This window comes from Tessaracoccus sp. SD287, assembly GCF_017355265.1.
Classification (GTDB): Bacteria; Actinomycetota; Actinomycetes; order Propionibacteriales; family Propionibacteriaceae; genus Aestuariimicrobium.
The window spans coordinates 53,421-72,139 of the sequence record NZ_JADIJQ010000014.1 but is presented as its reverse complement, the minus strand read 5'-3'; the positions used below and the strand labels follow the sequence as shown (position 1 = coordinate 72,139).

Here is an 18,719-nt window from a genome sequence, read left to right as displayed (position 1 = left end):
GGCAGCGGAGGCAGCCGGCGCGGGTGCAGCCGGAGCCTCAGCAGCGGGAGCGGCGGCACTGTCACCAATCACGGCCAGGACGGCGCCGACCTCGGCGGTCTCGTCCTCCTGCACGCGGATCTCGAGCAGGGTGCCCGCCACGGGGGAGGGAATCTCGGTGTCGACCTTGTCGGTGGAGACCTCCAGCAGGGCCTCATCAGCCTCGACGGGGTCGCCCACGGCCTTCAGCCAGCGCGAAACGGTGCCCTCGGTGACGCTCTCACCCAGCGCGGGCAGGACGACGTCGGTGCCCGACGCGGGACCGGACGCCGCGGGGGCGGCGGGTGCCTCGGCAGCGGGAGCCTCTTCCTCAGCGGGGGCGACGGGCTCGTCGGGGGCGACGGCCTGCTCGGCCTGGGTCTCGGCGACCTGCTCGGGCTGCTGGTCATCGGTCTGGACCGCACCTGATTCACCGGCGTCACCGATGATGGCGAGAACGGCGCCAACCTCGGCGGTCTCGTCCTCCTGCACGCGGATCTCGAGCAGGGTTCCAGCCACCGGGGAAGGGATCTCGGTGTCGACCTTGTCGGTGGAGACCTCCACGAGGGCCTCGTCAGCCTCGATCGTGTCACCGACGGCCTTCAGCCAGCGGGAGACGGTACCTTCGGTGACGCTTTCGCCCAGTGCAGGCAGGGTGACTTCAGTCGACATGACGGTTGAGGCTCCTTAGCTGAGATGTCCATGGTCAGCCTAGCCCCAGTTGAACAGTGGTGCAGCCCGGGACAGGCCAAGTAAGTCAGGCGTGCAGGTGCAGCGGCCGCCCCGCCAGGGCCAGGCAGGCCTCTCCGAAGGCCTCGCCCTGGGTGGGGTGGGCGTGGAAGAGGTCGGCGACGTCCTCGGGCATCGCCTCCCAGCCGGTGACCAGCTGTGCCTCGCCGATCATCTCGCTGACGCCCTGGCCGACCATGTGGACACCCACAATGGGGCCGTCGACCAGTCGCACCACCCGGACGAAGCCGGCGGCACCCTTGATCACGCTGCGCCCGTTGCCCCCGAGGGGGTAGTCGACGCTGGTGACCTCACCCAGGCGTTGGGCGGCCGCCTTGGTGAGCCCGACCGAGGCGATCTCGGGGCTGGAGTAGGTGACCCGGGGCAGGTCGGCGTCGCGCGGCAGGGTGGGTGAGGCATCCAGCTTGCCCAGTTGGTGGGCGACGACCTCGGCCACGAACATGCCGTGGGCGAAGCCGCGGTGGGCGAGCTGGGGGCCGGGGACGAGGTCGCCGACCGCGAACACGCCACGCACCGAGGTCATCAGGCGGTCATTGGTGCGGACCCAACCGCGGTCGAGGGTCACCCCCGCCTCGCGCAGTCCGACGTCGTTGCTGGCCGGCTCGCGTCCGACGGCGACCAGCACCACGTCCGCCGACAGTTCGGCGCCATCGTCGAGCACCAGGGTCGCCGCGTTCGCCGATGCGGTGGCGCCGGTGACCTTGACCCCGAACCGGGTGGTGATGCCGCGCTTGGTGAAGGCGCGCAGCAGCGCCTTGGAGATGTCGGGCTCCTCGGTGGGGACCAGTCGGTCCAGGGCCTCGACGATGGTGACGTCCACGCCCAGGGAGCGCCAGGCCGAGGCGATCTCGACGCCGATGACCCCTCCGCCGATGACCAGCGCGGTCCGCGGCAGCTCATCGAGTTTCAGGGCGTGCTCGCTGGTGATGACGCGGCGGCCATCGATGGTCAGACCCAGGGTCTTGGGGCGAGCGCCGGTGGCGACCAGCACATTGCGTCCGCGGATGATCTGGTCGCCCACGGCAACGCCGAGCCCGGCGCGGTCACTGACCAGGGTGCCCCGGCCGGTGACCTGGGTGATGCCGGGGGCGGCGGTGACCAGCCCGGTGACGCCCTTGTGCAGGCGGTTGACCACCGTGCCGGTCCATGCGACCAATGCGGAGGCGTCCACTCCTTCATAACTGGTCCGCAGCCCCATGGTCGAGCCTTCGCGGGCGTGGTCGGCGACCTCGGCAGCATGCAGCCACGCCTTGGTCGGGATGCAGCCGCGGTGCAGGCAGGTGCCGCCGAGCTTGTCGGCCTCGACCAGCGCCACGTCCACGCCGAGCTGGCTGGCGCGCAGGGCGGCCGCGTAGCCGCCCGAGCCGGCGCCCAGGATGACGAGGTCGTGGCGATGGTCAGTCATGCTGCTCTCCTCAGAGGCTCATCGTGTGGGCGAGGGCGACCAGCGTGCGGACGCCGTAGCCGGTGCCACCGGACGGGGTCTCCTCGTGCGGTTCGCCGTCGTTCCAGCCGGGGCCGGCGATGTCGATGTGCGCCCAGTCGGCGTCCTCGGGCACGAAGCGGCGCAGGAATGCGGCCGCGGCCATGGTGCCGCCATTGCGGTCACCCGAGGACTTCACGTCGGCGATCTTCGACTTCAGGCCGGCCGCGATGTGCTCGGGGATCGGCAGGTGCCACATGGGTTCCCCGGCGACCTCGGCGGCGTCCAGCACGGCGTCGGCGGAGATGTCGTTCGAGGCCATCAGCCCGGCGATGCGCTTGCCCAGCGCCACCAGGCAGGCGCCGGTGAGGGTGGCGATGTCGACGATGAGGTCGGGCTCGTCCTCGCTGGCGCGGGCCAGGGCGTCGGCCATGACCAGGCGGCCCTCGGCGTCGGTGTTGGCGTTCTCGACGGTGGTGCCGCCGTACATGGTCAGCACGTCGCTGGGACGGTAGGCGCTGCCCGAGGGCATGTTCTCGGCCAGGGCGCCGTAGCCGATGACGCGGACGGGCAGGCCGAGGCGGGCGATGGCGCCGACCGCGGCCATCACGGCGGCGGCGCCGGCCATGTCACACTTCATGTCGTACATGCCGGCGGCGGGCTTGATGTCCAGGCCGCCGGAGTCGAAGGTGATGCCCTTGCCGACCAGGGCGAGGGTCTGCTTGGCGCCACGGGGCGAGTACTCGGCCCGGACGAGGCGGGGCTGGCGTGAGGATCCGCCGCCGACGGCCATCAGGCCTCCGTAGCCGCCCTTGGTCAGCGCCTTCTCGTCGAGGACGTCGACAGTGACCTTCACGTCGTCCAGGTAGCCGGTGATCTCGTCGGCGAAGCTGGCCGGGAACAGCTGGTTCGGCGGCAGGTTGACCCAGTCGCGGGCTGCGGCGACGGCTGAGGCCACGATCGTCGCCCGCTCCACGGCCTGCTTGGCGTCGGCGGACTTGTTGCTGCTGATGACCTCGATGGCGGGGATCGCCGGCCGCGGCTCTGAGCCCTGCTTGGCGATGGCATAGGCGCCGAGCACGGCGCCCTCGGCGGCGGCCTGCAGCAGCTCGGGGTCGACCACGTCGAAGCTGATGGCCACGTCACCACCGGCACGGTCATTGCCCTGGATGGCGCGCAGCGCGGCGGCGGTCGCGTGGCGAACCTGCTCGGGGGTGACGTCGACGACGCCGAGCCCGACGACGACCAGACGTTCGGTGTCGACAGACGGCAGCACGGTGACCTTGCCGAGCTCGGGGCTGGCGCCCAGGTCTTCGGCGAGCGCGACCAGGTCGGTGCCGAAACGCTTCAGGTGGGCCTTCGCGACCGCGGCTGGGACCCCCAGCAGGGTGGGCTCGTCGGTGACCGTGGTCGCGAATCCGACCACGGTCACGCCCACGCCCTTGGAGGCAGTGGTTGCGAGGGTCAGGGCGGGCGGCTGGAACGAGGAGAGTCGACTCATGGGCAACAGGCTAGCGGGGCGGTGTGACAGGACCGGCCGTGATCGGCGTCGCTTTGCATGCCGACGGGGCGGCCACTAGTATTTGCTGTCGCGGTGCGAGCCGCGACGAGGGGCCTTAGCTCAGCTGGTAGAGCGCTGCCTTTGCAAGGCAGATGTCAGGAGTTCGAATCTCCTAGGCTCCACCCTTACCCTCACATCCGGTCCTGCAGTCGAGCGTCACGCGCGTGCAAGAGTTGGTCCATGGCATCGCCCCAATCCCTCAGCGAGGCAGATCGGCGTCTCGTCGCGCTGTGGGCAGCAGACTGCGCCGAGCGCGTCCTGCCGTTGTTCGAGGCCAACGTTCCCGATGATGGCCGCGCGCGCGACGGCATCGAGCGGACGCGGGCGTTCGGACGCGGCGAGCTGGACACCGCAGTTCAGATCCGCCGCCGTTTCGAAGCGGGCCGGGCTGCCCAGTCGGCGACCGAGCCCGCAGCAGTTGCCGCGGCCCGAGCAGCCGGACAGGCAACAGGGGTTGCCCACATGGGTGCCCATGCGTTGGGAGCCGCCGCCTACGCAGCGAAGGCCGCCGCGCTCGCCGCTGCCGATCGCGAGGCGGGTCGCCGAGCCGAAGTCCGTTGGCAACTGGACCAGATGACCGCCGACGTCCGCACGGCGCTGTCACGGCTGCCCCTGCTCGGGAGCGACTCCTCCGGCCCGCTGGGTCCGGGTTTGATGACGTCTGGAGTGCTCGCCCAGACGGTTCGTGAACTCCAGACCGAACTGGCGCGTGCGGCGGCGTCCGACTGAGGTGGTCTCTGGCGCGCGCAGGTGAGCACGCGACTCATCCCCAAGGCTCCCACCGCTGCAGACGGGCGACGCCGGCCGACGCCAGCGACGCCGGGGTGGCGCGCAGCGCCGTGTCCCGCAGCCGGACGCCCACTGGATGCCCGATCTGGGCAACGCGTCCCATCAGGCGTGACCTGCTCCAGATCCCGCGAGTGCGGGCCCGGCGCAGGCGATCGAACCGAGCCAGCACGCCGTCCAAGTCCTGGACGGAGGCGCCGCGCAGCAGCAGCGCCAGGGTGGCGGCGTCCTCGATGGCCTGGCCGGCACCCTGCCCAAGGTCCGGCGTCATGCCGTGGGCGGCGTCGCCAAGCAGCACCCCACGCCGGTGGACGAACGTGTCGGGGAAGCGGGCCAGGTCGTGGATGTCGTGGCGGAGAATCTGGTCCGGTGGGGTGGCCCGGATCAGATCGCCGATCGGGGCGTGCCAGGCCCCGAACAGACCGAGCAACTCCTCGCGTGCATCGATGTGGACGCCCCCGGGTGGCACCGACCGGGTGGCGAACCAGTAGGTGCGTTCGTCGGGCAGTGGCACGATGCCGAACCGGGTGCCGCGCCCCCACGTCTCCCCGGCCTCGTCGTTCAGATGACCCGTTGATTCGGTGACCCCACGCCACGCGGTGTACCCGGCATAGCGCAGGCCACGATCCAGCCCCCAGCGGCTGCGGGCCGAGCTGCGGAGCCCATCGGCCGCAACCACCAGGTCGAAGCGCTCCTGGCGGTCGCCGATCTGCAGCGTCGGCGCACCGTCTGGGGTGACCTCGGCGGCCTGCCCCAGGCGGAGACTGCCGGGTTCAAGCTGGTCCACGAGGACGCGGTGCAGGTCGGCGCGGTGCAGGCTCCTGATGCTGGGTGTCGCCGACGGCGGCAGGGACATCAACCACCGGCCGGACGGCTGCCGCTGACCGGAGCGCATCCGACCAATCGCGGTGCTGCTCACCGCACGAACCTGCTCGCCCAGCCCGACGGCGTCCAGTGCCGTGAAGGCGTTCTCGAACAGGGTGAGGCCGGCACCGACCGCCCCCGCGTCGCTGCGCCGCTCGTAGAGCGTGAGGTCGTGGCCGTCGGATTGCAGGGACACGGCGGCGACGAGGCCCCCAATGCCGGCCCCGACAATCCCGATCCGCATCAGTCCTCCTGCCCTTCATGCCCGTCCATCGACCATCCTCACAGTCAACCTGGGCGAGCCCCACTGCCAGCCGCCCTCACGGGTGGGCACGAAGAGGTCTCGGGAGCCACCGGGGCTGCCCATCGCCACCGGCCCGCCGTGGCAGACGGTGCATCCCAGCGCCTCGACCAGCATCTTGCGGTGGGTCTCCCACACCAGTGCCGCCGTCATCGACGAACTGGTCCACGGTCCGCCGTAACGCTTGCACCAGTCCTCGACGCCGCCCTGCATGGGGCAGCCCAGCCTCGCGGGCCGGACGATCACCGGCACCGGATCCTGGGTCACAGGCGACCTCGGCTGGGGGTCGGTGTCGACCGGTGCCAGACCAGACGAGTCCCACCGCAGGATGACGCCCTGCCCGTGCCAGCGGGCCAACTCGACCACCTCGTCCTGCTCGGCGCCGCGGATGAGCGCCCCTTGTTCGACCCAGTCGGCCGGGTCGGGAAAGACCGTCGCGGGGCTCCACGTCCACCGCTGCAGGTCGAGGAGGCCGGCCAGCCGGGCCAGGGTTTCGACGTTGTCGTCCGGGGTGCAGGCCCGACCGAAGGCGTTGTGGCCACCGACGACGTGGACCACCTCGTCGCTGGGCCCGAAGATGACGTCCGGACCGTCAGAGGGGGTGCCTGGGGAGGGCACGATGTCCAGGACGCGCGAGTGGATCGTGGGCCAGACCCGGATGGTGTTCTGCCGGTAGGACTCGGCCACCGGAACGCGCGGGGCTCTGCGGTCAGGCTCGTCCTCGGAATAGCGTTTGGGGGGTTCGACCGCGCGAATCTGGCCCTCGGGGAACGGACGGGACTCGGGTGGGAACGAAGGTTCGGACATGCGGAACTCCTGTTGCCAAGACCTCGCATGGGACGAGGCCGCTTGACCTCCGGCGAGTGCCGGCAGCCAGGTCTTCCTCGGAAAGCACCGGAGCGGCCCCGGTTGCTGCGCGACTACTCCGAGGAGTTGTAGCCGCGACTCTTGACCTGTACCCAGCTTGGCACGACGAAATTGCCGTTGTCCAGAACTGGTAGGTGTACTGTTCCCGCGTGACATTGAGTCCGACGTTGGCACGTCCCGTCCTCGGACAAATCCTGCACCCCGCTCGATCGGTGTTCCTCGGCTTCGCGCTGGCTGCACTTGTCGGGACGGTGTTGTTGATGCTTCCCATCGCCCGTCAGGGTCCCGGTGGGGCGACGCTGATGGAAGCCGTGTTCACCGCCGTTTCCGCCCTGTGCGTGACCGGTCTGATCGTCGTCGACACTCCCACCTACTGGACCGGGTTTGGGCAGGCGGTCATCCTGTTGCTGATCCAGGTCGGCGGGTTCGGCGTGATGACCTTCGCCTCATTGATCGGGCTGGCCACGTTGCGTCGGCTTTCGCTGCGCTCGCGCCTCACCGCCGCAGCCGAGACGCGCAGCGCCGGCATCGAGAACTTCGGCCAGGTGGCATGGGGCGTGGTGAAGATCTCCCTGGTCATCGAGGTGACGCTGGCGCTGGTGCTGACTGCGCGGTTCTGGTGGCACTACGACCAGTCGTTCGGGCGGGCAGTGTGGCTGGGGGTTTTCCACTCGGTGTCCTCGTTCAACAACGCCGGGTTCGCGCTGTTCAGTGACAGCCTGATGTCCTATGTCGCCGACCCCGTCATCAACCTGCCCATTTGTGCCGCCATCATCCTGGGTGGTCTCGGGTTCCCGGTGATCATGCAGTTGCGCCGGCACCCGCGCACCCCTCGGCTGTGGTCGATGAACACCCGGCTGGTGCTGTGGGGCACGGTGTTGCTCCTCGTCCTGGGTGGTGTCTTCGTGACAGCCATGGAATGGAACAATCCCGCCACCCTGGGTGGGATGGACTGGCCCACCCGCATCCTGGCGGGCTTCGTGCAGTCGGTGCAGACCCGCACCGCCGGGTACAACAATCTCGACGTGTCCCAGATGGACACCGCGACCTGGCTCGGCATGGACGTGTTGATGTTCATCGGCGGCGGCCCAGCAGGTACTGCGGGCGGCATCAAGATCACCACGTTCGCGGTGCTGTTCTTCATCATCTGGACCGAGGTCCGTGGTGAGGCAGCGGTGAACGTGTTCGGCAAGCGGTTGTCCCGTTCCGTCCACCGCCAGGCCATCTCCGTCGCGCTCCTCGCGGTGGCCTTGGTCGTTGGTGGCACCGGCGTGCTGATGCTGCTCACCGACTTCACCCTGGACCAGGTGCTGTTCGAGGTCGTCTCGGCATTCGCCACCGTCGGACTGTCCACCGGGATCACAGCCCAACTGCCACCGGTGGGTCAGTTGGTGCTGGTGGTCCTGATGTTCATCGGGCGTTTGGGCCCGATCACCTTTGCCTCCGCCCTGGCCTTCCAGGAACGCAAGCGGCTCTACGAACTCCCCAAGGAAAGGCCGATCATTGGCTAGACCACGCCTCTTCGGCGGCACCGATCCCGCCGACGTCGCCTCGGCGAATGCAGTGGCCGTCATCGGACTGGGCCGCTTCGGCCAGTCCCTGGCACTTGAACTGGTCGACAACGACACCGAGGTGCTCGCGATCGACGCCCGCGAGGACGTGGTGCAGGCCCTGAATGGACGGCTCACCCATGTAGTCCGGGGCGACGCCACCAGGGAGGAGGTGCTGCGCCAACTCGCCATTCCGGAGTTCGATCGGGTGGTGGTCGCCATCGGCAGCGACGTCGAGGCCAGCATCCTGGTGACCTCGCTGTTGCTGCGCTTCAAGGTGCGCCACATCTGGGCCAAGGCTGTCAGCGAAGCGCACGGCACCATCCTCGAGCAATTGGGTGTGCAGCACGTCGTCTACCCCGAGAAGGACATGGGCAAACGCGTGGCGCACCTCGTCCGTGGCAGCATGCAGGACTACATCGAGATCGAGCCGGGTTTCGCGCTGATCAAGACGACCGTGCCCGCGTCCGCGGTGGGCGTGCCGCTGGGCCAGAGCAAGGTGCGCACCGAACATGGGGTGACCGTCGCCGCCGTCAAGCGGGCCGGCCAGCCGTGGACTTATGCGACCGAGACGACGGTGCTGGAGCGGGACGACATCATCCTGGTGACCGGACCCACCCAGAAGGCGGAGCGGTTCAGCCAGCGTGACTGAGCCGACGCCGCATCCTCCGATGCAGCGCCAGCGCTTGCTTCAGCACCGCCGCACGTTCTGGGCGGGTGTGCGGGGGCATGACGTCGAGCGCATACTGAGGCATCAGTCCCGGTAACGGAAGGTGCACCATGGGCAAGATCGTCTTCGACACCGCCACCACCATCAACGGTTTCATCGCCGATGAGAACAACTCGCTGGAGTGGCTGTTCAGCCTGCCGGGCGGGGATACCCCCAGTGAGGAACTGCTGCCCCAGGACATGGCGGTGCTCGTCGAGGGATCCACCACCTACGAGTGGATCCTGGAGCACGAGGACATCCTCACCCACCCCGAGAAGTGGCACGACTTCCACGGCGAGCGACCGACATTCGTCTTCACCACCCGGGACCTACCCGTCCCCGAGGGGGCCGACGTCCGGTTCGTCCAGGGATCGGTCACCGACGTGCTGCCCCAGATTCGTGAGGCCGCGGGCGACGGCGGCATCTGGGTCGTCGGTGGGGGAGACCTGGCGGGCCAGTTCCTGGACGCCGGCGCACTGGACGAGATCGCACTGTCGATCGCCCCAGTGGCGTTGACCGGCGGCGCACCGCTGCTGCCGCGCCGGGTCGGCGGAGAGCGCCTGGAACTGGTGAGCGCCCGCGTCGTGGGGCCGTTTGCTCGGCTGGTCTACAAGGTTCTGCCCGTCTGAAGGACTGAGGCTGACAGTCGGACACGAATCGGCTGAGGTGCAGGGCTGCCCCTATATCGCCCCCGATAACTCCTGAGTAATATGGTGCTCATGGACATTCGGTTGGAACGCATCGCAGCTGCCATGACTCAAGAGCAGCTGGCGAACGCCGCCGACGTGGCCCAGCCCAACCTTTCGGCGTATGAGAATGGACGTCGTTCCCCGAGTCCGGAAGTGCTTCAACGCATCAGGCTAGCCCTCACCGGCCGTCCCTCCGCTCGGGTCGAGTTGCACCGGGAAGCGATCCGGGCGCTGGTGCAGCAGTACCGGGCCACGTCGCCGCGCATCTTTGGATCGATCGCCAGAGGAGAAGACCAGCCCGGCTCCGACCTGGACCTTCTCGTGGAGTTCACCGATGAAGCCACGCTGTTGGACGAAGTTGGTCTGCGGCTGGCGCTCAGTGACCTGCTCAGGATTGCTGTTGATGTCGTCCCTGCCGACGCGCTGCACGGGGAACTTCGAGAACGCGTCCTGCGTGAAGCGGTGCCGGTATGAGTTCCGAGCGCAAGGCGTTGGACGCTGCGCAGCGTGTCGTCACCGTCTGTGAGGTCCTTGCCGGCATCGCGGCCGACGGCTTCGTCGCCTTCGAGGGGGAGGTTCGCACCCAGTGGGCGGTCGAGATGGGGCTCATCCGCATTGGCGAGGGGATCAACAGGATTCCTGGAGACGTCCTTGAGCGGTTTGACGAGCAACCTTGGCGCGAGATCGTCGCCATGCGCAACTTCGCTGCGCACCAGTACGACGACCTTGAACCGCGCCGAGTCTGGCGGACACTGACTCGTGACATTCCGCGCTTACGTGAGTATTTGCTCGCCGTGGTGATCCCGGGCCTGTCCGAATAGAACGCGGACGGCACCGGGCGGTCATTGCGCGTGCCGACAAGGGCAACCGTCGGCAGAACCTGCGCCGATCCTGAGGCCACCATGAGGTTGGCTTGAGGCAGCCTCAATACGGTCACACCATGACTTCCACTGACATTGAATCGGTTCCCGCCCAGTCGCCCCGCAAGCGTCGCGCCCTCGTCCCGTTCTTCCTGGCCGTCCTGGCGGTCGGTGGCGTCGGTGCCGCTGCCACGAGCGCGGCCTGGACCGACAACACCTTCTTCTCGGGGTCGGCTGCCGGCGCCACCTTCAACCTTCAGGGCTCCCTCGATGGCGTCACCTGGAAGGAGTCCGCCTCGGCCGATTCCGTCCAGTTGGTCATCCCCGCGAGCCAGCTGAACCACCTGCTGCCCGGGCAGACGCGCACCATCGACCTGTGGGTGAACAACGACAGCTCCGTCAACGCCGCCCTCACCTCCACCGTCGCCTTCGCCTCGAACTCCACGTTCACCACGCTGCCGACCGTCTCGATCTCGGACCTGTCGGCGACGCTCACCCCGACCGGCAGCACCGGTTCCAGCGACAAGTTCCAGCTCGTCCTGACCACGCCCGCTGACTGGGCGGCCTCGAACCAGGGCGCCACGGGCACGGTGACCGTCACGATCTCCGGCACCGCGACCGCCTGACCCCGGTCCTCGCGACAACGACGACCACGACAACCACGACAAGGAACACACCATGACGATCCTTCGCCGACTCTCCCTGATGGCGCTGTGGGTGCTGGCCGCGCTGGGACTGGTGTGCGTCCTGGTCTGGGGGGCGACCGCCCTCGGCTACATCAAGCCGCTGGTGGTCGTCTCGGGGTCCATGGAGCCCAAGATCATGACCGGTGACCTGATCGTGGACACCAGGGTGCCGGCCAGCAGCCTGGTGGTGGGTGACGTGGTCAGCGTTCCCAGCGAGTTGAGCGACGACCTGATCACGCATCGCATCGTGGCCATCGTGGGGAACGGGGACGGCAGCTACCGGCTCACGTTGAAGGGCGACAACAACACCTTCACCGATGCGCTGGACTACACGGTGTCCGGCGACGTCTGGACTCCGTCGGTGCAACTGCCGGGATGGGGCGCAGCCACCATCAGGATGACGAGCCCCGCCGTCACCCTGCCGCTGCTGATCGGTCTGGTCGGATTGTTGGGTCTGGCGATGCTGCCGCCCAGTGACGCCCAGATGGGCCGCAAGCCGATCCTCGCGTGAGGCGGCGACTCCGGCTGGTCGACGTGGTCGTCCTGCTGATGGTGGCGGTGCTGGGACTCCTGCTCGCGGCCCGCGGGCTGGTGACCTCGACGACCGCGGGCTGGACCGATCGAGTCACCATCTCCACCACCGTGACCGGCGGCAGTTGGCAGCAGCCCCAGGGCAACACGTGCATCGCCTACGACACCAAGGGGGCCGCACTGGCCGGGTGCGCGGTGCGGGGGATCGAGTTCCAGGGCTGGGGCACCGTTGGCACCCAGACGCGCAACTACTACCTGCACTTCACGACTCCCAGTGGTACCCGTTCGGTCACCTTCGATGTGGACTTGCGCACCGGGTCGGGCAGCGGCACCAGTTGGACGTGGGCCGGCGCACGGGTCCTTCCCGGCGCCCAGTTCACCGCCCGCGACGGGTGGACCTGCGGCGCGCTGCCGCGGGTGAAGGGCAGGGGCCTGGACTGGCAGACCGGCACCATCTTCTTCCAGGTGGCCGAAGAGCGCAGCCCCACCGGGGGCAAGTGCCTGTGACGGCCGCCTGACCTCGACCTGGTGCTAGCATCGCCCGAGTCTCCGCTCACCGTCCACGTCGCCAGCGGAGCGGACAGTGAGGACCCGCCACCAATGCCTGTCGCCGTAGTCGTCGAGGACGAGCCCGACATCCGCTCCCTGGTGTGCGACGTCCTCGAGCAGGCCGGGTTCACGGTGCACTCGGCCGCCACCGGCATCGAGGGGATCGAACTTGTCCGCGCCCACGACCCGGTCGTCACCACATTGGACGTCGGGATGCCCGGCATGGACGGTTTCGAGACCGCGAAACGCATCCGCGCCTTCAGTTCCACCTACGTCATCATGCTCACCGCCCGCTCCGAAGAGATCGACACGCTGCAGGGGCTGCAATCGGGGGCCGACGACTACGTCACCAAGCCGTTTCGGCCCCGGGAGCTGCGGGCGAGGGTCGAGGCCATGTTGAGGCGCCCCCGCACCGTGGCCCAGGGTCCCGTCCACGACGCCCCCGAAGCCCCTCCTGCCGATGACGGCTGGCTGGAGCACCACGGGCTGAGGGTCCACCCCGAGATGCGGCTGGCCGCGATCGACGGTGCCGCCCTCGACCTGACCCGCACCGAGTTCGACATCCTCGTCGAGCTCCTCAGTGCGGGCAGACGCGTCGTGACCAAGACCACACTGGCGCTGGTCGTCCGCGGTGAACGGGGCATGGCCAGCGAGTACATCACCGACCACGACACCCGAACCATCGAGGTGCACGTGGCCAACCTGCGGCGCAAGCTCGGCGAGTCGCCCTCGCATCCCAAGTGGATCGAGACCGTCCGGGGCGTCGGCTACCGGCTGGGGGCCTGAGCCCCGTCGCCGGTGCCGGATCGGTACCGATCAGGCCGCGCTGCTGTGAACAGGGTCATCGCTGACTTACGCTGGTTCCTCAGGCACGCCCACTGAGGGGAGATGTCCCGTGCGAGTTCCCCGGATACTGGCGATCGTCCTGGCCGGCGGCAAGGGCAGCAGGCTCGAGGCCCTCACTGACACCCGGCCGAAGCCCACCCTGCCGATCGGTGGCTCCTTCGCCCTGATCGACGTTTCGCTGAGCAATCTGGTGCACGCCCACATCAGTGACGTGTGGGTGGTCGAACAGTTCCGCGCGGGGCACCTCAACGCCCACCTCAGCAACGGCAGGCCCTGGGACCTTGACCGGTCGCACGGCGGACTGGTGATGGCTCCGCCGTTCGAGGGCGGTCATGGGGAGGGATTCGCCGAGGGGAATGCCGACTCCCTGGCCCGCCAGTTGACCGCCATGCGGGAGTTCGACCCCGAGCACGTGCTCGTCCTCAGCGCCGACCACCTCTACCGGCTGAACTATCTGGACGTGCTGGACACCCACCTGCAAGCCGAGGCGGACCTGACCGTCGTCACGACGCAGCGCTCGGGCGACGTCTCGCGTTACGGGGTGGTCGACGTCAATCAGGCAGGGCAGTTGACGGGGTTTGAGGACAAACCCGAGGGTCGCCGCGACGCCATCGTGTTGACCGAAGTGTTCCTCTACCGCGCCGGATCCTTGTTCACCGCCCTGGACACCCTGCTCGCCGAGCACAATCAATTGCAGGACTACGGCGACGAATTGTTGCCGCACCTGCTCGAGACCCACACCGTCGTCGCCCACGAACTGGACGGCTACTGGATGGACCTCGGCACCCTGCAGTCGTACTGGACGGCCAACCTGCACCTGGTCGATGGCGACGCGTTCTCGCTCGACGACCCGGACTGGCCGATGTACTCCGCCCAGCCACACCGAATGCCCGCCCGCCTCGGAGCATTCGCCCGCGTCACCAACTCGCTGGTCGCTGGCGGGTCCACCGTCCATGGCCAGGTCGAGCACTCTGTGATCGGCGTCGACGCAGAAGTGGCCGACGGGGCGGTGGTGCGCGACTCGGTGCTGCTCGAGGGGGCGGTGGTGCAGTCCGGTGTCGACCTGGTCAACTGCATCGTCGACGCCGGTGCACAGGTGACCGGCCCGGGACAGATCGGCCAGCCGGGGTTCGTCACCCTGATCGGTGCCGATGGGGGTGTTGCAGTGCGCAAAGAACTCGACGATGACTCGCCACTGCCGCGCCTGGGCGCGGAGTAGCGAGCATCGGCTCGGGACAGCTCAGGCGAGTCGCGCCTGCAGGGTGATCTCCGGGACCGACGCCAGCGCCTGCGACACCGGGCACCCGGTCTTTGCGACCTCGGCGATCTTCAAGAACTCCTCGTCATCGATCTCATCGACCTGGCCGGTCACGTCCAGCGCAATCTTGGTGATGCCCTCGCCGGCGACGAAGGTCACCACGGCCGTGGTGTCGAGGCGGGTGGCGGTGTAGCCGGCCCCGCTGAGTTCGTGGGAGAAGGCCATTGAGTAGCAGGTCGCGTGCGCCGCGGCGATGAGTTCCTCGGGGGTGGTGGTGCCGCCGGACTCTTCGGCGCGGGCCTTCCAGCCGGTCTGGAACGTGCCGCTGCCGGAGGTTTCGAGCCGGACCTCACCGGAACCGGTGGGCAGGTCGCCGTTCCAGGTGGCGCTGGCGGTGTTGTTGATCGGTGTGGGCATGACGACTCCTTCGATCGTGGCAGGACCTTGGCCCGGCCGACGGCGCTGTGCCGCTGATGCCAGCCAAGCACGAAACATCATGGAAATTCGGGGATGGGGCGAGGACGCCGGCGCCGGTCACGCAGGGGCGCTGTTGGCTCGGTGGGCCTCGCGCACCCGCTCCCACCCGCCCACGGACACCAACAGCGCACCGATCAGCGTGATCATGACCTGGACCGGTGGCCGTGACAGGCCGATCATCAGCACCTGGGCGACCATCCACCCCAGCACGAAGGTGCCCACCGCCGCGACGAGTGCCCACGCCCACCGGTGCCGCGCGACGACCAGACCGGCCGTGACCAGGGGGACGATTCCGAAGGCGCTGACCAGCAGCAGACCGGGCCAGCGGTAGTCCGAGGAGTACCAGTCGGGCAGCAGTTCCATCGTCAGCCCCAGGGAGCCGCCCGAGGTGTCACCCAGCATCAAGATGCCGCCATACAGACCACCGCCGCCAAGAAACAGCAGCAGGACGAGCGCCAGTGCACGCATGCAGTCAGGGTAGTTCTCGTGCATCCACCAGCAGGAGGCGGGGAGGCTATGTGGCCACTGGCCGGTCGGCCCGCTCCCACGACTCGACGGGTCCCTCGACCACCACGAACAGTGGGTGCGCAGTCGGCGATGCCGCCACCCAGCGGGCGTGGTCCTGCGGGCTGCGCACCGCGAGCTTGGCGCCCAGGTGCTGCCATTCGAGATCGAGCTGTCCGCTGGTCACACTAAGTCGTCGCTGCGGGTCCGCGTCGGCGATGATCCGGCTGCGGTCGAAGCGGTAACCGCGCAGGTCGGCCTGTGCGGCCAGCCCGGCGAGGTAGCTGGCGACGGTCGCCAATGGGTCGCTGGTGCTGCGGAAGCGTTCCAGCTGGGGATGATTCAGGTAGCCCCTGGTCCGTCCGGCCAGCACCGCCTGGGCCAGCAGGGTCTCGCGCCAGCACGCCACCAAGCCGACCCGATCCAGGTGGTGGGGGTGCAGCGACCAGATCCTCACGACAACTCCCTCACGCTCGCGCAGGCCGACGCGTTGCAGGCCCATCACCCGAGCCTACGCAGATCGTTGACCCAGAAAGTGTCCCCCAGATAGGCCCGCCCCCCTGATTCGGGGCCGTCACGGCGAACTGGGGGACACTTACTGGGTCGAGACCCGTCACGCCCACCCCGATGGGAACAACCAAACGAGCAGTCGTGGCACCTCGCCACCCCCAGAGAACTAGCCTCGTGACATGACGTTCGAGAAACTCGAAACGGTGCCGGAAGGCCTGACCACCGACGCCTTCGTCCTGCGGCCCATCACTGCTGATGACGCCCTTGCCGACCACGCCGCGGTGATGGAGAGCCGCGACTACCTGCGCGCCTGGGAACAGTCGACCTGGCCCGCCGATGACTTCACCGTCGAGGAGAACCGCGCCGACCTGGAGGGGCTCGAACAGCGCCACCGCGATGGCATCGCCTTCACCTACACCGTGGTCGACCCCGCCACCGACGACTGCCTGGGGTGCGTCTACCTGTTCTCGACCACGGCCAGGTTCCTCGCCATGTCGCAGGTCACCCCCATCGGTGACGCGAGCTGGGACGACTACGCCGCCGTGACCTACTTCTGGGTACGCAAGTCACGCCTGGCCGCTCACCTCGACCGCACCCTGCTGGAGGCGCTGCGCGGCTGGTTGGCCACCGACTGGGTCCTGGACGGCCGTCACCTGATCGTCACCAACGAACACTTCACCCAGCAGGTGGACCTGCTCGACCGCGCCGGACTGCAGCTCCGGTTCAGCTTCGTCGAACCCGACAAGCCCGGGCCCTACCTCGCCTACGAGGCCTGACCCATGCGCGGCGACCTGGACCCCCGCCTCGCGGCGGCCTTCGCCGCGGCACCTCGCCACCGGTTCCTGCCGCCGCGGCTACGCGACCAGGCCTGGCTGGACATGCCACTGCGGCTGGGCCACGGCCAGACCAACTCCCAGCCCACCACCGTGGCCAACATGCTGGAACTGCTCGACGTTGCCCCCGGCCAGCGGGTGCTGGACGTCGGCGCCGGTTCCGGATGGACCACGGCGCTGCTGGCCCACCTGGTCGGGGAGCACGGCCGGGTGCTCGCCGTCGAGCGCATCGCCGACCTGCGCGACGGCGCAGCGGCCGCAGTGGCCGACATCCCGTGGGCCTCGGTGCACCTGGCCGCCGCCGGGGTGCTGGGGCTGCCCGAGTTCGCCCCCTACGACCGGATCGTGGTCTCGGCGCAGCCGCAGGTGCTTCCAGTGGCCCTGGTGGAGCAACTCGAGATCGGAGGGGTGATGGTCATCCCGGTCGCCGGCCAGATGTTGCGGGTCAGACGCTCCGAGGAGGATGTGATTCTTATCACAAGCCACGGTGGATACGCCTTCGTGCCGCTGGTCCAGGACTGAGTTTGGGGCCTCGTTCTGCCTCGATTGAGCGGCATCACCCCTAGTCAGCGGATTATTACAGGTTCGCCCACCCCGATTCGGGCCTCTTGGAGATACCTGTTACGGTCGGCCCCATGGACACAGTGACCTTGGCGCGGTGGCAGTTCGGCATCACCACCGTCTACCACTACCTGTTCGTCCCCATCACGATCGCGCTCTCGATGATCACCGCCATCATCCAGACGTTCTGGTTGAAGACGGGCAACGAGAAGTACCTGCGGCTGACGAAGTTCTTCGGCAAGTTGTTCCTGATCAACTTCGCGCTCGGCATCGTGACCGGCATCGTCCAGGAGTTCCAGTTCGGCATGAACTGGTCGGAGTACTCCCGCTTCGTCGGCGACGTGTTCGGTGCACCGCTGGCGCTGGAGGCCCTGCTGGCCTTCTTCCTGGAATCGACCTTCCTGGGCCTGTGGATCTTCGGGTGGGACAAGCTGCCCCAGAAGTTGCACCTGGCCTGCATCTACATCGTCGCCTTTGGCACCATGCTGTCGGCGGTGTTCATCCTGGCCGCCAACTCGTGGATGCAGAACCCCGTTGGCACCACCTTCCGCAACGGACGCGCCGAGATTGACGGACTCCAGGGCTTCCTGGACGTCATGACCAACCCGGTCTTCCTGGTCACCTTCCCCCACGTCATGTTCGCGGCGTGGATGGTGGGCGGTGCCGTCGTCGCCGGTGTCAGCGGCTGGCACCTGTCCCGGTTGCGCGCACAGGGCAGCGACGCCCCCGCCGAGGACGTCTCCGCCTTCCGATTCAGCGCCAAGCTGGGCGCGTGGCTGCTGATCGCCGCCTCGGTGTTCACCATCATCACGGGCGACCTGCAGTCCAAGGTGATGATCCAGGCGCAGCCGATGAAGATGGCCGCCGCCGAAGGTCTCTACAACACCGAGACGAACGCCAGCTTCTCGCTGCTGACCATCGGCACCCTCGACGGCTCCGAAGAGGTCTGGTCGCTGAAGATCCCCGGGCTGCTGTCGTTCATGTCCGGCCACGACACCGTGCGCGGCGTCAACGACCTGCGCGAGCTCTACGCCAGCCAGGGCTACCGACAGTTCGACCTGACCCAGACCAAGCTGCAGCAGGAGTACGCCGCCGAACTGCAGGCCAACTATCCCGGCATCGACCCCAGCCCCAACATCTTCCTCAGCTACTGGACCTTCCGGATGATGATCACCCTGGGCATGGCCGGCGTCGCCGTCGGCGTGCTGCTGCTGTGGCTCATCCGCCGTGACCGGCTGCCGAAGCCCGGCAAGCTGTGGACCGGGCTGATGTTCGCGCTGCCGCTGCTGCCCCTGTTCGCGAACTCCTTCGGCTGGATCTTCACCGAGATGGGCCGCCAGCCTTGGCTGGTCGCCGGGGTGCTGCCCACCCAGGCCGGGGTCTCACCGACAGCGAGCGTGGCCGAGGTGGTGACCTCCATGGTGGTCTACACCCTGATCTACGGCTTCCTGGCGGTGATCGAGGTCGGCCTGTTCCTCAAGTACGTCAAGAAGGGCCTGCCGGCGGTCGACCCGCCGGTCGACCCCGACCTGGTCGACGACCCGGACGCCCCGTTGTCCTTCGCCTACTGAGCGGGAGCAAGACAT

22 protein-coding genes, 1 tRNA gene and 1 riboswitch are annotated in these 18,719 nt (G+C 68.3%); of the genes, 15 read left to right on the top strand and 8 right to left on the bottom strand.

Features of this window, described 5'->3' with window-relative positions:
* From IPV09_RS07840 to IPV09_RS07830, 3 genes are all read right to left on the bottom strand, one after another.
* A partial coding sequence (locus IPV09_RS07840) for a biotin/lipoyl-containing protein (protein WP_304650740.1) occupies nt 1–690 on the bottom strand: 690 nt, incomplete at its 3' end.
* A gap of 85 nt (nt 691–775) precedes the next feature.
* Nucleotides 776–2,173, bottom strand: coding sequence for a dihydrolipoyl dehydrogenase (locus IPV09_RS07835; protein ID WP_207474685.1), 1,398 nt, complete (start codon nt 2,171–2,173; stop codon nt 776–778).
* A 10-nt stretch (nt 2,174–2,183) separates the two neighbouring features.
* On the bottom strand, nt 2,184–3,692 hold the full coding sequence (locus tag IPV09_RS07830) for a leucyl aminopeptidase (protein WP_207474684.1): 1,509 nt from the start codon (nt 3,690–3,692) through the stop codon (nt 2,184–2,186).
* A gap of 109 nt (nt 3,693–3,801) precedes the next feature.
* Here IPV09_RS07830 and IPV09_RS07825 point away from each other — a divergent pair.
* Nucleotides 3,802–3,874, top strand: a tRNA-Ala gene (locus IPV09_RS07825).
* Nucleotides 3,875–3,932: 58 nt separating this feature from the next.
* On the top strand, nt 3,933–4,481 hold the full coding sequence (locus IPV09_RS07820; RefSeq protein ID WP_207474683.1) for a putative immunity protein: 549 nt from the start codon (nt 3,933–3,935) through the stop codon (nt 4,479–4,481).
* A 34-nt stretch (nt 4,482–4,515) separates the two neighbouring features.
* Here IPV09_RS07820 and IPV09_RS07815 read toward each other — a convergent pair whose 3' ends face one another.
* Complete coding sequence (locus IPV09_RS07815) at nt 4,516–5,646, bottom strand: FAD-dependent monooxygenase (RefSeq protein ID WP_207474682.1); 1,131 nt, start codon at nt 5,644–5,646, stop codon at nt 4,516–4,518.
* Nucleotides 5,647–5,661: 15 nt separating this feature from the next.
* On the bottom strand, nt 5,662–6,510 hold the full coding sequence (locus IPV09_RS07810) for a DUF3293 domain-containing protein (protein ID WP_207474681.1): 849 nt from the start codon (nt 6,508–6,510) through the stop codon (nt 5,662–5,664).
* A gap of 33 nt (nt 6,511–6,543) precedes the next feature.
* Nucleotides 6,544–6,657, bottom strand: a riboswitch (SAM riboswitch).
* A gap of 80 nt (nt 6,658–6,737) precedes the next feature.
* Between IPV09_RS07810 and IPV09_RS07805 the strand changes: the two genes are divergently transcribed.
* The 10 genes from IPV09_RS07805 (at nt 6,738) to IPV09_RS07760 (ending at nt 14,209) form a co-directional block, all read left to right on the top strand.
* On the top strand, nt 6,738–8,081 hold the full coding sequence (locus tag IPV09_RS07805) for a TrkH family potassium uptake protein (protein ID WP_242681370.1): 1,344 nt from the start codon (nt 6,738–6,740) through the stop codon (nt 8,079–8,081).
* Nucleotides 8,074–8,772: a TrkA family potassium uptake protein gene (locus tag IPV09_RS07800; RefSeq protein ID WP_207474680.1), complete on the top strand. Its 699-nt coding sequence runs from the start codon at nt 8,074–8,076 to the stop codon at nt 8,770–8,772. The genes IPV09_RS07805 and IPV09_RS07800 overlap by 8 nt, the downstream gene beginning before the upstream one ends.
* A 128-nt stretch (nt 8,773–8,900) precedes the next feature.
* Complete coding sequence (locus tag IPV09_RS07795) at nt 8,901–9,458, top strand: dihydrofolate reductase family protein (protein ID WP_207474679.1); 558 nt, start codon at nt 8,901–8,903, stop codon at nt 9,456–9,458.
* A gap of 90 nt (nt 9,459–9,548) precedes the next feature.
* Nucleotides 9,549–9,992, top strand: a complete 444-nt coding sequence (locus IPV09_RS07790; RefSeq protein WP_207474678.1) for a helix-turn-helix domain-containing protein — start codon at nt 9,549–9,551, stop codon at nt 9,990–9,992.
* Entirely contained in the window at nt 9,989–10,339 is a 351-nt protein-coding gene (locus tag IPV09_RS07785) for a DUF86 domain-containing protein (RefSeq protein WP_207474677.1), read from the top strand. Before IPV09_RS07790 ends, IPV09_RS07785 begins: the two co-directional genes overlap by 4 nt.
* 119 nt (nt 10,340–10,458) lie before the next feature.
* Nucleotides 10,459–11,004, top strand: coding sequence for a hypothetical protein (locus IPV09_RS07780; protein WP_207474676.1), 546 nt, complete (start codon nt 10,459–10,461; stop codon nt 11,002–11,004).
* A gap of 52 nt (nt 11,005–11,056) precedes the next feature.
* Nucleotides 11,057–11,575: a signal peptidase I gene (locus IPV09_RS07775; protein ID WP_207474675.1), complete on the top strand. Its 519-nt coding sequence runs from the start codon at nt 11,057–11,059 to the stop codon at nt 11,573–11,575.
* On the top strand, nt 11,572–12,102 hold the full coding sequence (locus IPV09_RS07770; protein WP_207474674.1) for a hypothetical protein: 531 nt from the start codon (nt 11,572–11,574) through the stop codon (nt 12,100–12,102). Before IPV09_RS07775 ends, IPV09_RS07770 begins: the two co-directional genes overlap by 4 nt.
* Nucleotides 12,103–12,195: 93 nt before the next feature.
* Nucleotides 12,196–12,930 carry a response regulator transcription factor gene (locus tag IPV09_RS07765; protein ID WP_207474673.1) on the top strand — a complete coding sequence of 245 codons (735 nt, stop codon included), beginning with the start codon at nt 12,196–12,198 and terminating at the stop codon, nt 12,928–12,930.
* Nucleotides 12,931–13,039: 109 nt separating this feature from the next.
* Nucleotides 13,040–14,209, top strand: coding sequence for a sugar phosphate nucleotidyltransferase (locus IPV09_RS07760; RefSeq protein WP_207474672.1), 1,170 nt, complete (start codon nt 13,040–13,042; stop codon nt 14,207–14,209).
* A gap of 21 nt (nt 14,210–14,230) precedes the next feature.
* Here the strand turns inward: IPV09_RS07760 and IPV09_RS07755 are convergent, their stop codons facing one another.
* The 3 genes from IPV09_RS07755 to IPV09_RS14215 form a co-directional block, all read right to left on the bottom strand.
* Entirely contained in the window at nt 14,231–14,665 is a 435-nt protein-coding gene (locus IPV09_RS07755) for an OsmC family peroxiredoxin (RefSeq protein WP_207474671.1), read from the bottom strand.
* 117 nt (nt 14,666–14,782) lie between these two features.
* The gene (locus tag IPV09_RS07750; RefSeq protein ID WP_207474670.1) at nt 14,783–15,193 is read right to left on the bottom strand and encodes a hypothetical protein; all 411 of its coding nucleotides are present in this window, start codon (nt 15,191–15,193) and stop codon (nt 14,783–14,785) included.
* Between the two features lie 46 nt (nt 15,194–15,239).
* Nucleotides 15,240–15,731 carry a pyrimidine dimer DNA glycosylase/endonuclease V gene (locus IPV09_RS14215; protein ID WP_242681369.1) on the bottom strand — a complete coding sequence of 164 codons (492 nt, stop codon included), beginning with the start codon at nt 15,729–15,731 and terminating at the stop codon, nt 15,240–15,242.
* A gap of 187 nt (nt 15,732–15,918) precedes the next feature.
* Between IPV09_RS14215 and IPV09_RS07740 the strand changes: the two genes are divergently transcribed.
* From IPV09_RS07740 to IPV09_RS07730, 3 genes are all read left to right on the top strand, one after another.
* A complete protein-coding gene (locus IPV09_RS07740; RefSeq protein ID WP_207474669.1) occupies nt 15,919–16,515 on the top strand; it encodes a hypothetical protein in 597 nt (198 codons plus the stop codon).
* A gap of 3 nt (nt 16,516–16,518) precedes the next feature.
* Nucleotides 16,519–17,094 (top strand): protein-L-isoaspartate O-methyltransferase, encoded by a 576-nt coding sequence (locus IPV09_RS07735; protein ID WP_242681368.1) that lies wholly within the window; start codon nt 16,519–16,521, stop codon nt 17,092–17,094.
* Between the two features lie 113 nt (nt 17,095–17,207).
* Complete coding sequence (locus IPV09_RS07730) at nt 17,208–18,704, top strand: cytochrome ubiquinol oxidase subunit I (RefSeq protein ID WP_207474668.1); 1,497 nt, start codon at nt 17,208–17,210, stop codon at nt 18,702–18,704.
* Nucleotides 18,705–18,719 lie beyond the last annotated feature (15 nt).

What these genes read in the sequence shown, in the direction of transcription:
- IPV09_RS07785 (WP_207474677.1), top strand. Translation starts at nt 9,989, where the DNA reads ATGAGTTCCGAGCGCAAGGCGTTGGACGCTGCGCAGCGTGTCGTCACC.
- IPV09_RS07795 (WP_207474679.1), top strand. Translation starts at nt 8,901, where the DNA reads ATGGGCAAGATCGTCTTCGACACCGCCACCACCATCAACGGTTTCATC.
- IPV09_RS07775 (WP_207474675.1), top strand. Translation starts at nt 11,057, where the DNA reads ATGACGATCCTTCGCCGACTCTCCCTGATGGCGCTGTGGGTGCTGGCC.
- IPV09_RS07780 (WP_207474676.1), top strand. Translation starts at nt 10,459, where the DNA reads ATGACTTCCACTGACATTGAATCGGTTCCCGCCCAGTCGCCCCGCAAG.
- IPV09_RS07810 (WP_207474681.1), bottom strand. Translation starts at nt 6,510, where the DNA reads ATGTCCGAACCTTCGTTCCCACCCGAGTCCCGTCCGTTCCCCGAGGGC.
- IPV09_RS07755 (WP_207474671.1), bottom strand. Translation starts at nt 14,665, where the DNA reads ATGCCCACACCGATCAACAACACCGCCAGCGCCACCTGGAACGGCGAC.
- IPV09_RS14215 (WP_242681369.1), bottom strand. Translation starts at nt 15,731, where the DNA reads ATGGGCCTGCAACGCGTCGGCCTGCGCGAGCGTGAGGGAGTTGTCGTG.
- IPV09_RS07735 (WP_242681368.1), top strand. Translation starts at nt 16,519, where the DNA reads ATGCGCGGCGACCTGGACCCCCGCCTCGCGGCGGCCTTCGCCGCGGCA.
- IPV09_RS07730 (WP_207474668.1), top strand. Translation starts at nt 17,208, where the DNA reads ATGGACACAGTGACCTTGGCGCGGTGGCAGTTCGGCATCACCACCGTC.
- IPV09_RS07790 (WP_207474678.1), top strand. Translation starts at nt 9,549, where the DNA reads ATGGACATTCGGTTGGAACGCATCGCAGCTGCCATGACTCAAGAGCAG.
- IPV09_RS07815 (WP_207474682.1), bottom strand. Translation starts at nt 5,646, where the DNA reads ATGCGGATCGGGATTGTCGGGGCCGGCATTGGGGGCCTCGTCGCCGCC.
- IPV09_RS07750 (WP_207474670.1), bottom strand. Translation starts at nt 15,193, where the DNA reads ATGCGTGCACTGGCGCTCGTCCTGCTGCTGTTTCTTGGCGGCGGTGGT.
- IPV09_RS07765 (WP_207474673.1), top strand. Translation starts at nt 12,196, where the DNA reads ATGCCTGTCGCCGTAGTCGTCGAGGACGAGCCCGACATCCGCTCCCTG.
- IPV09_RS07820 (WP_207474683.1), top strand. Translation starts at nt 3,933, where the DNA reads ATGGCATCGCCCCAATCCCTCAGCGAGGCAGATCGGCGTCTCGTCGCG.
- IPV09_RS07740 (WP_207474669.1), top strand. Translation starts at nt 15,919, where the DNA reads ATGACGTTCGAGAAACTCGAAACGGTGCCGGAAGGCCTGACCACCGAC.
- IPV09_RS07830 (WP_207474684.1), bottom strand. Translation starts at nt 3,692, where the DNA reads ATGAGTCGACTCTCCTCGTTCCAGCCGCCCGCCCTGACCCTCGCAACC.
- IPV09_RS07835 (WP_207474685.1), bottom strand. Translation starts at nt 2,173, where the DNA reads ATGACTGACCATCGCCACGACCTCGTCATCCTGGGCGCCGGCTCGGGC.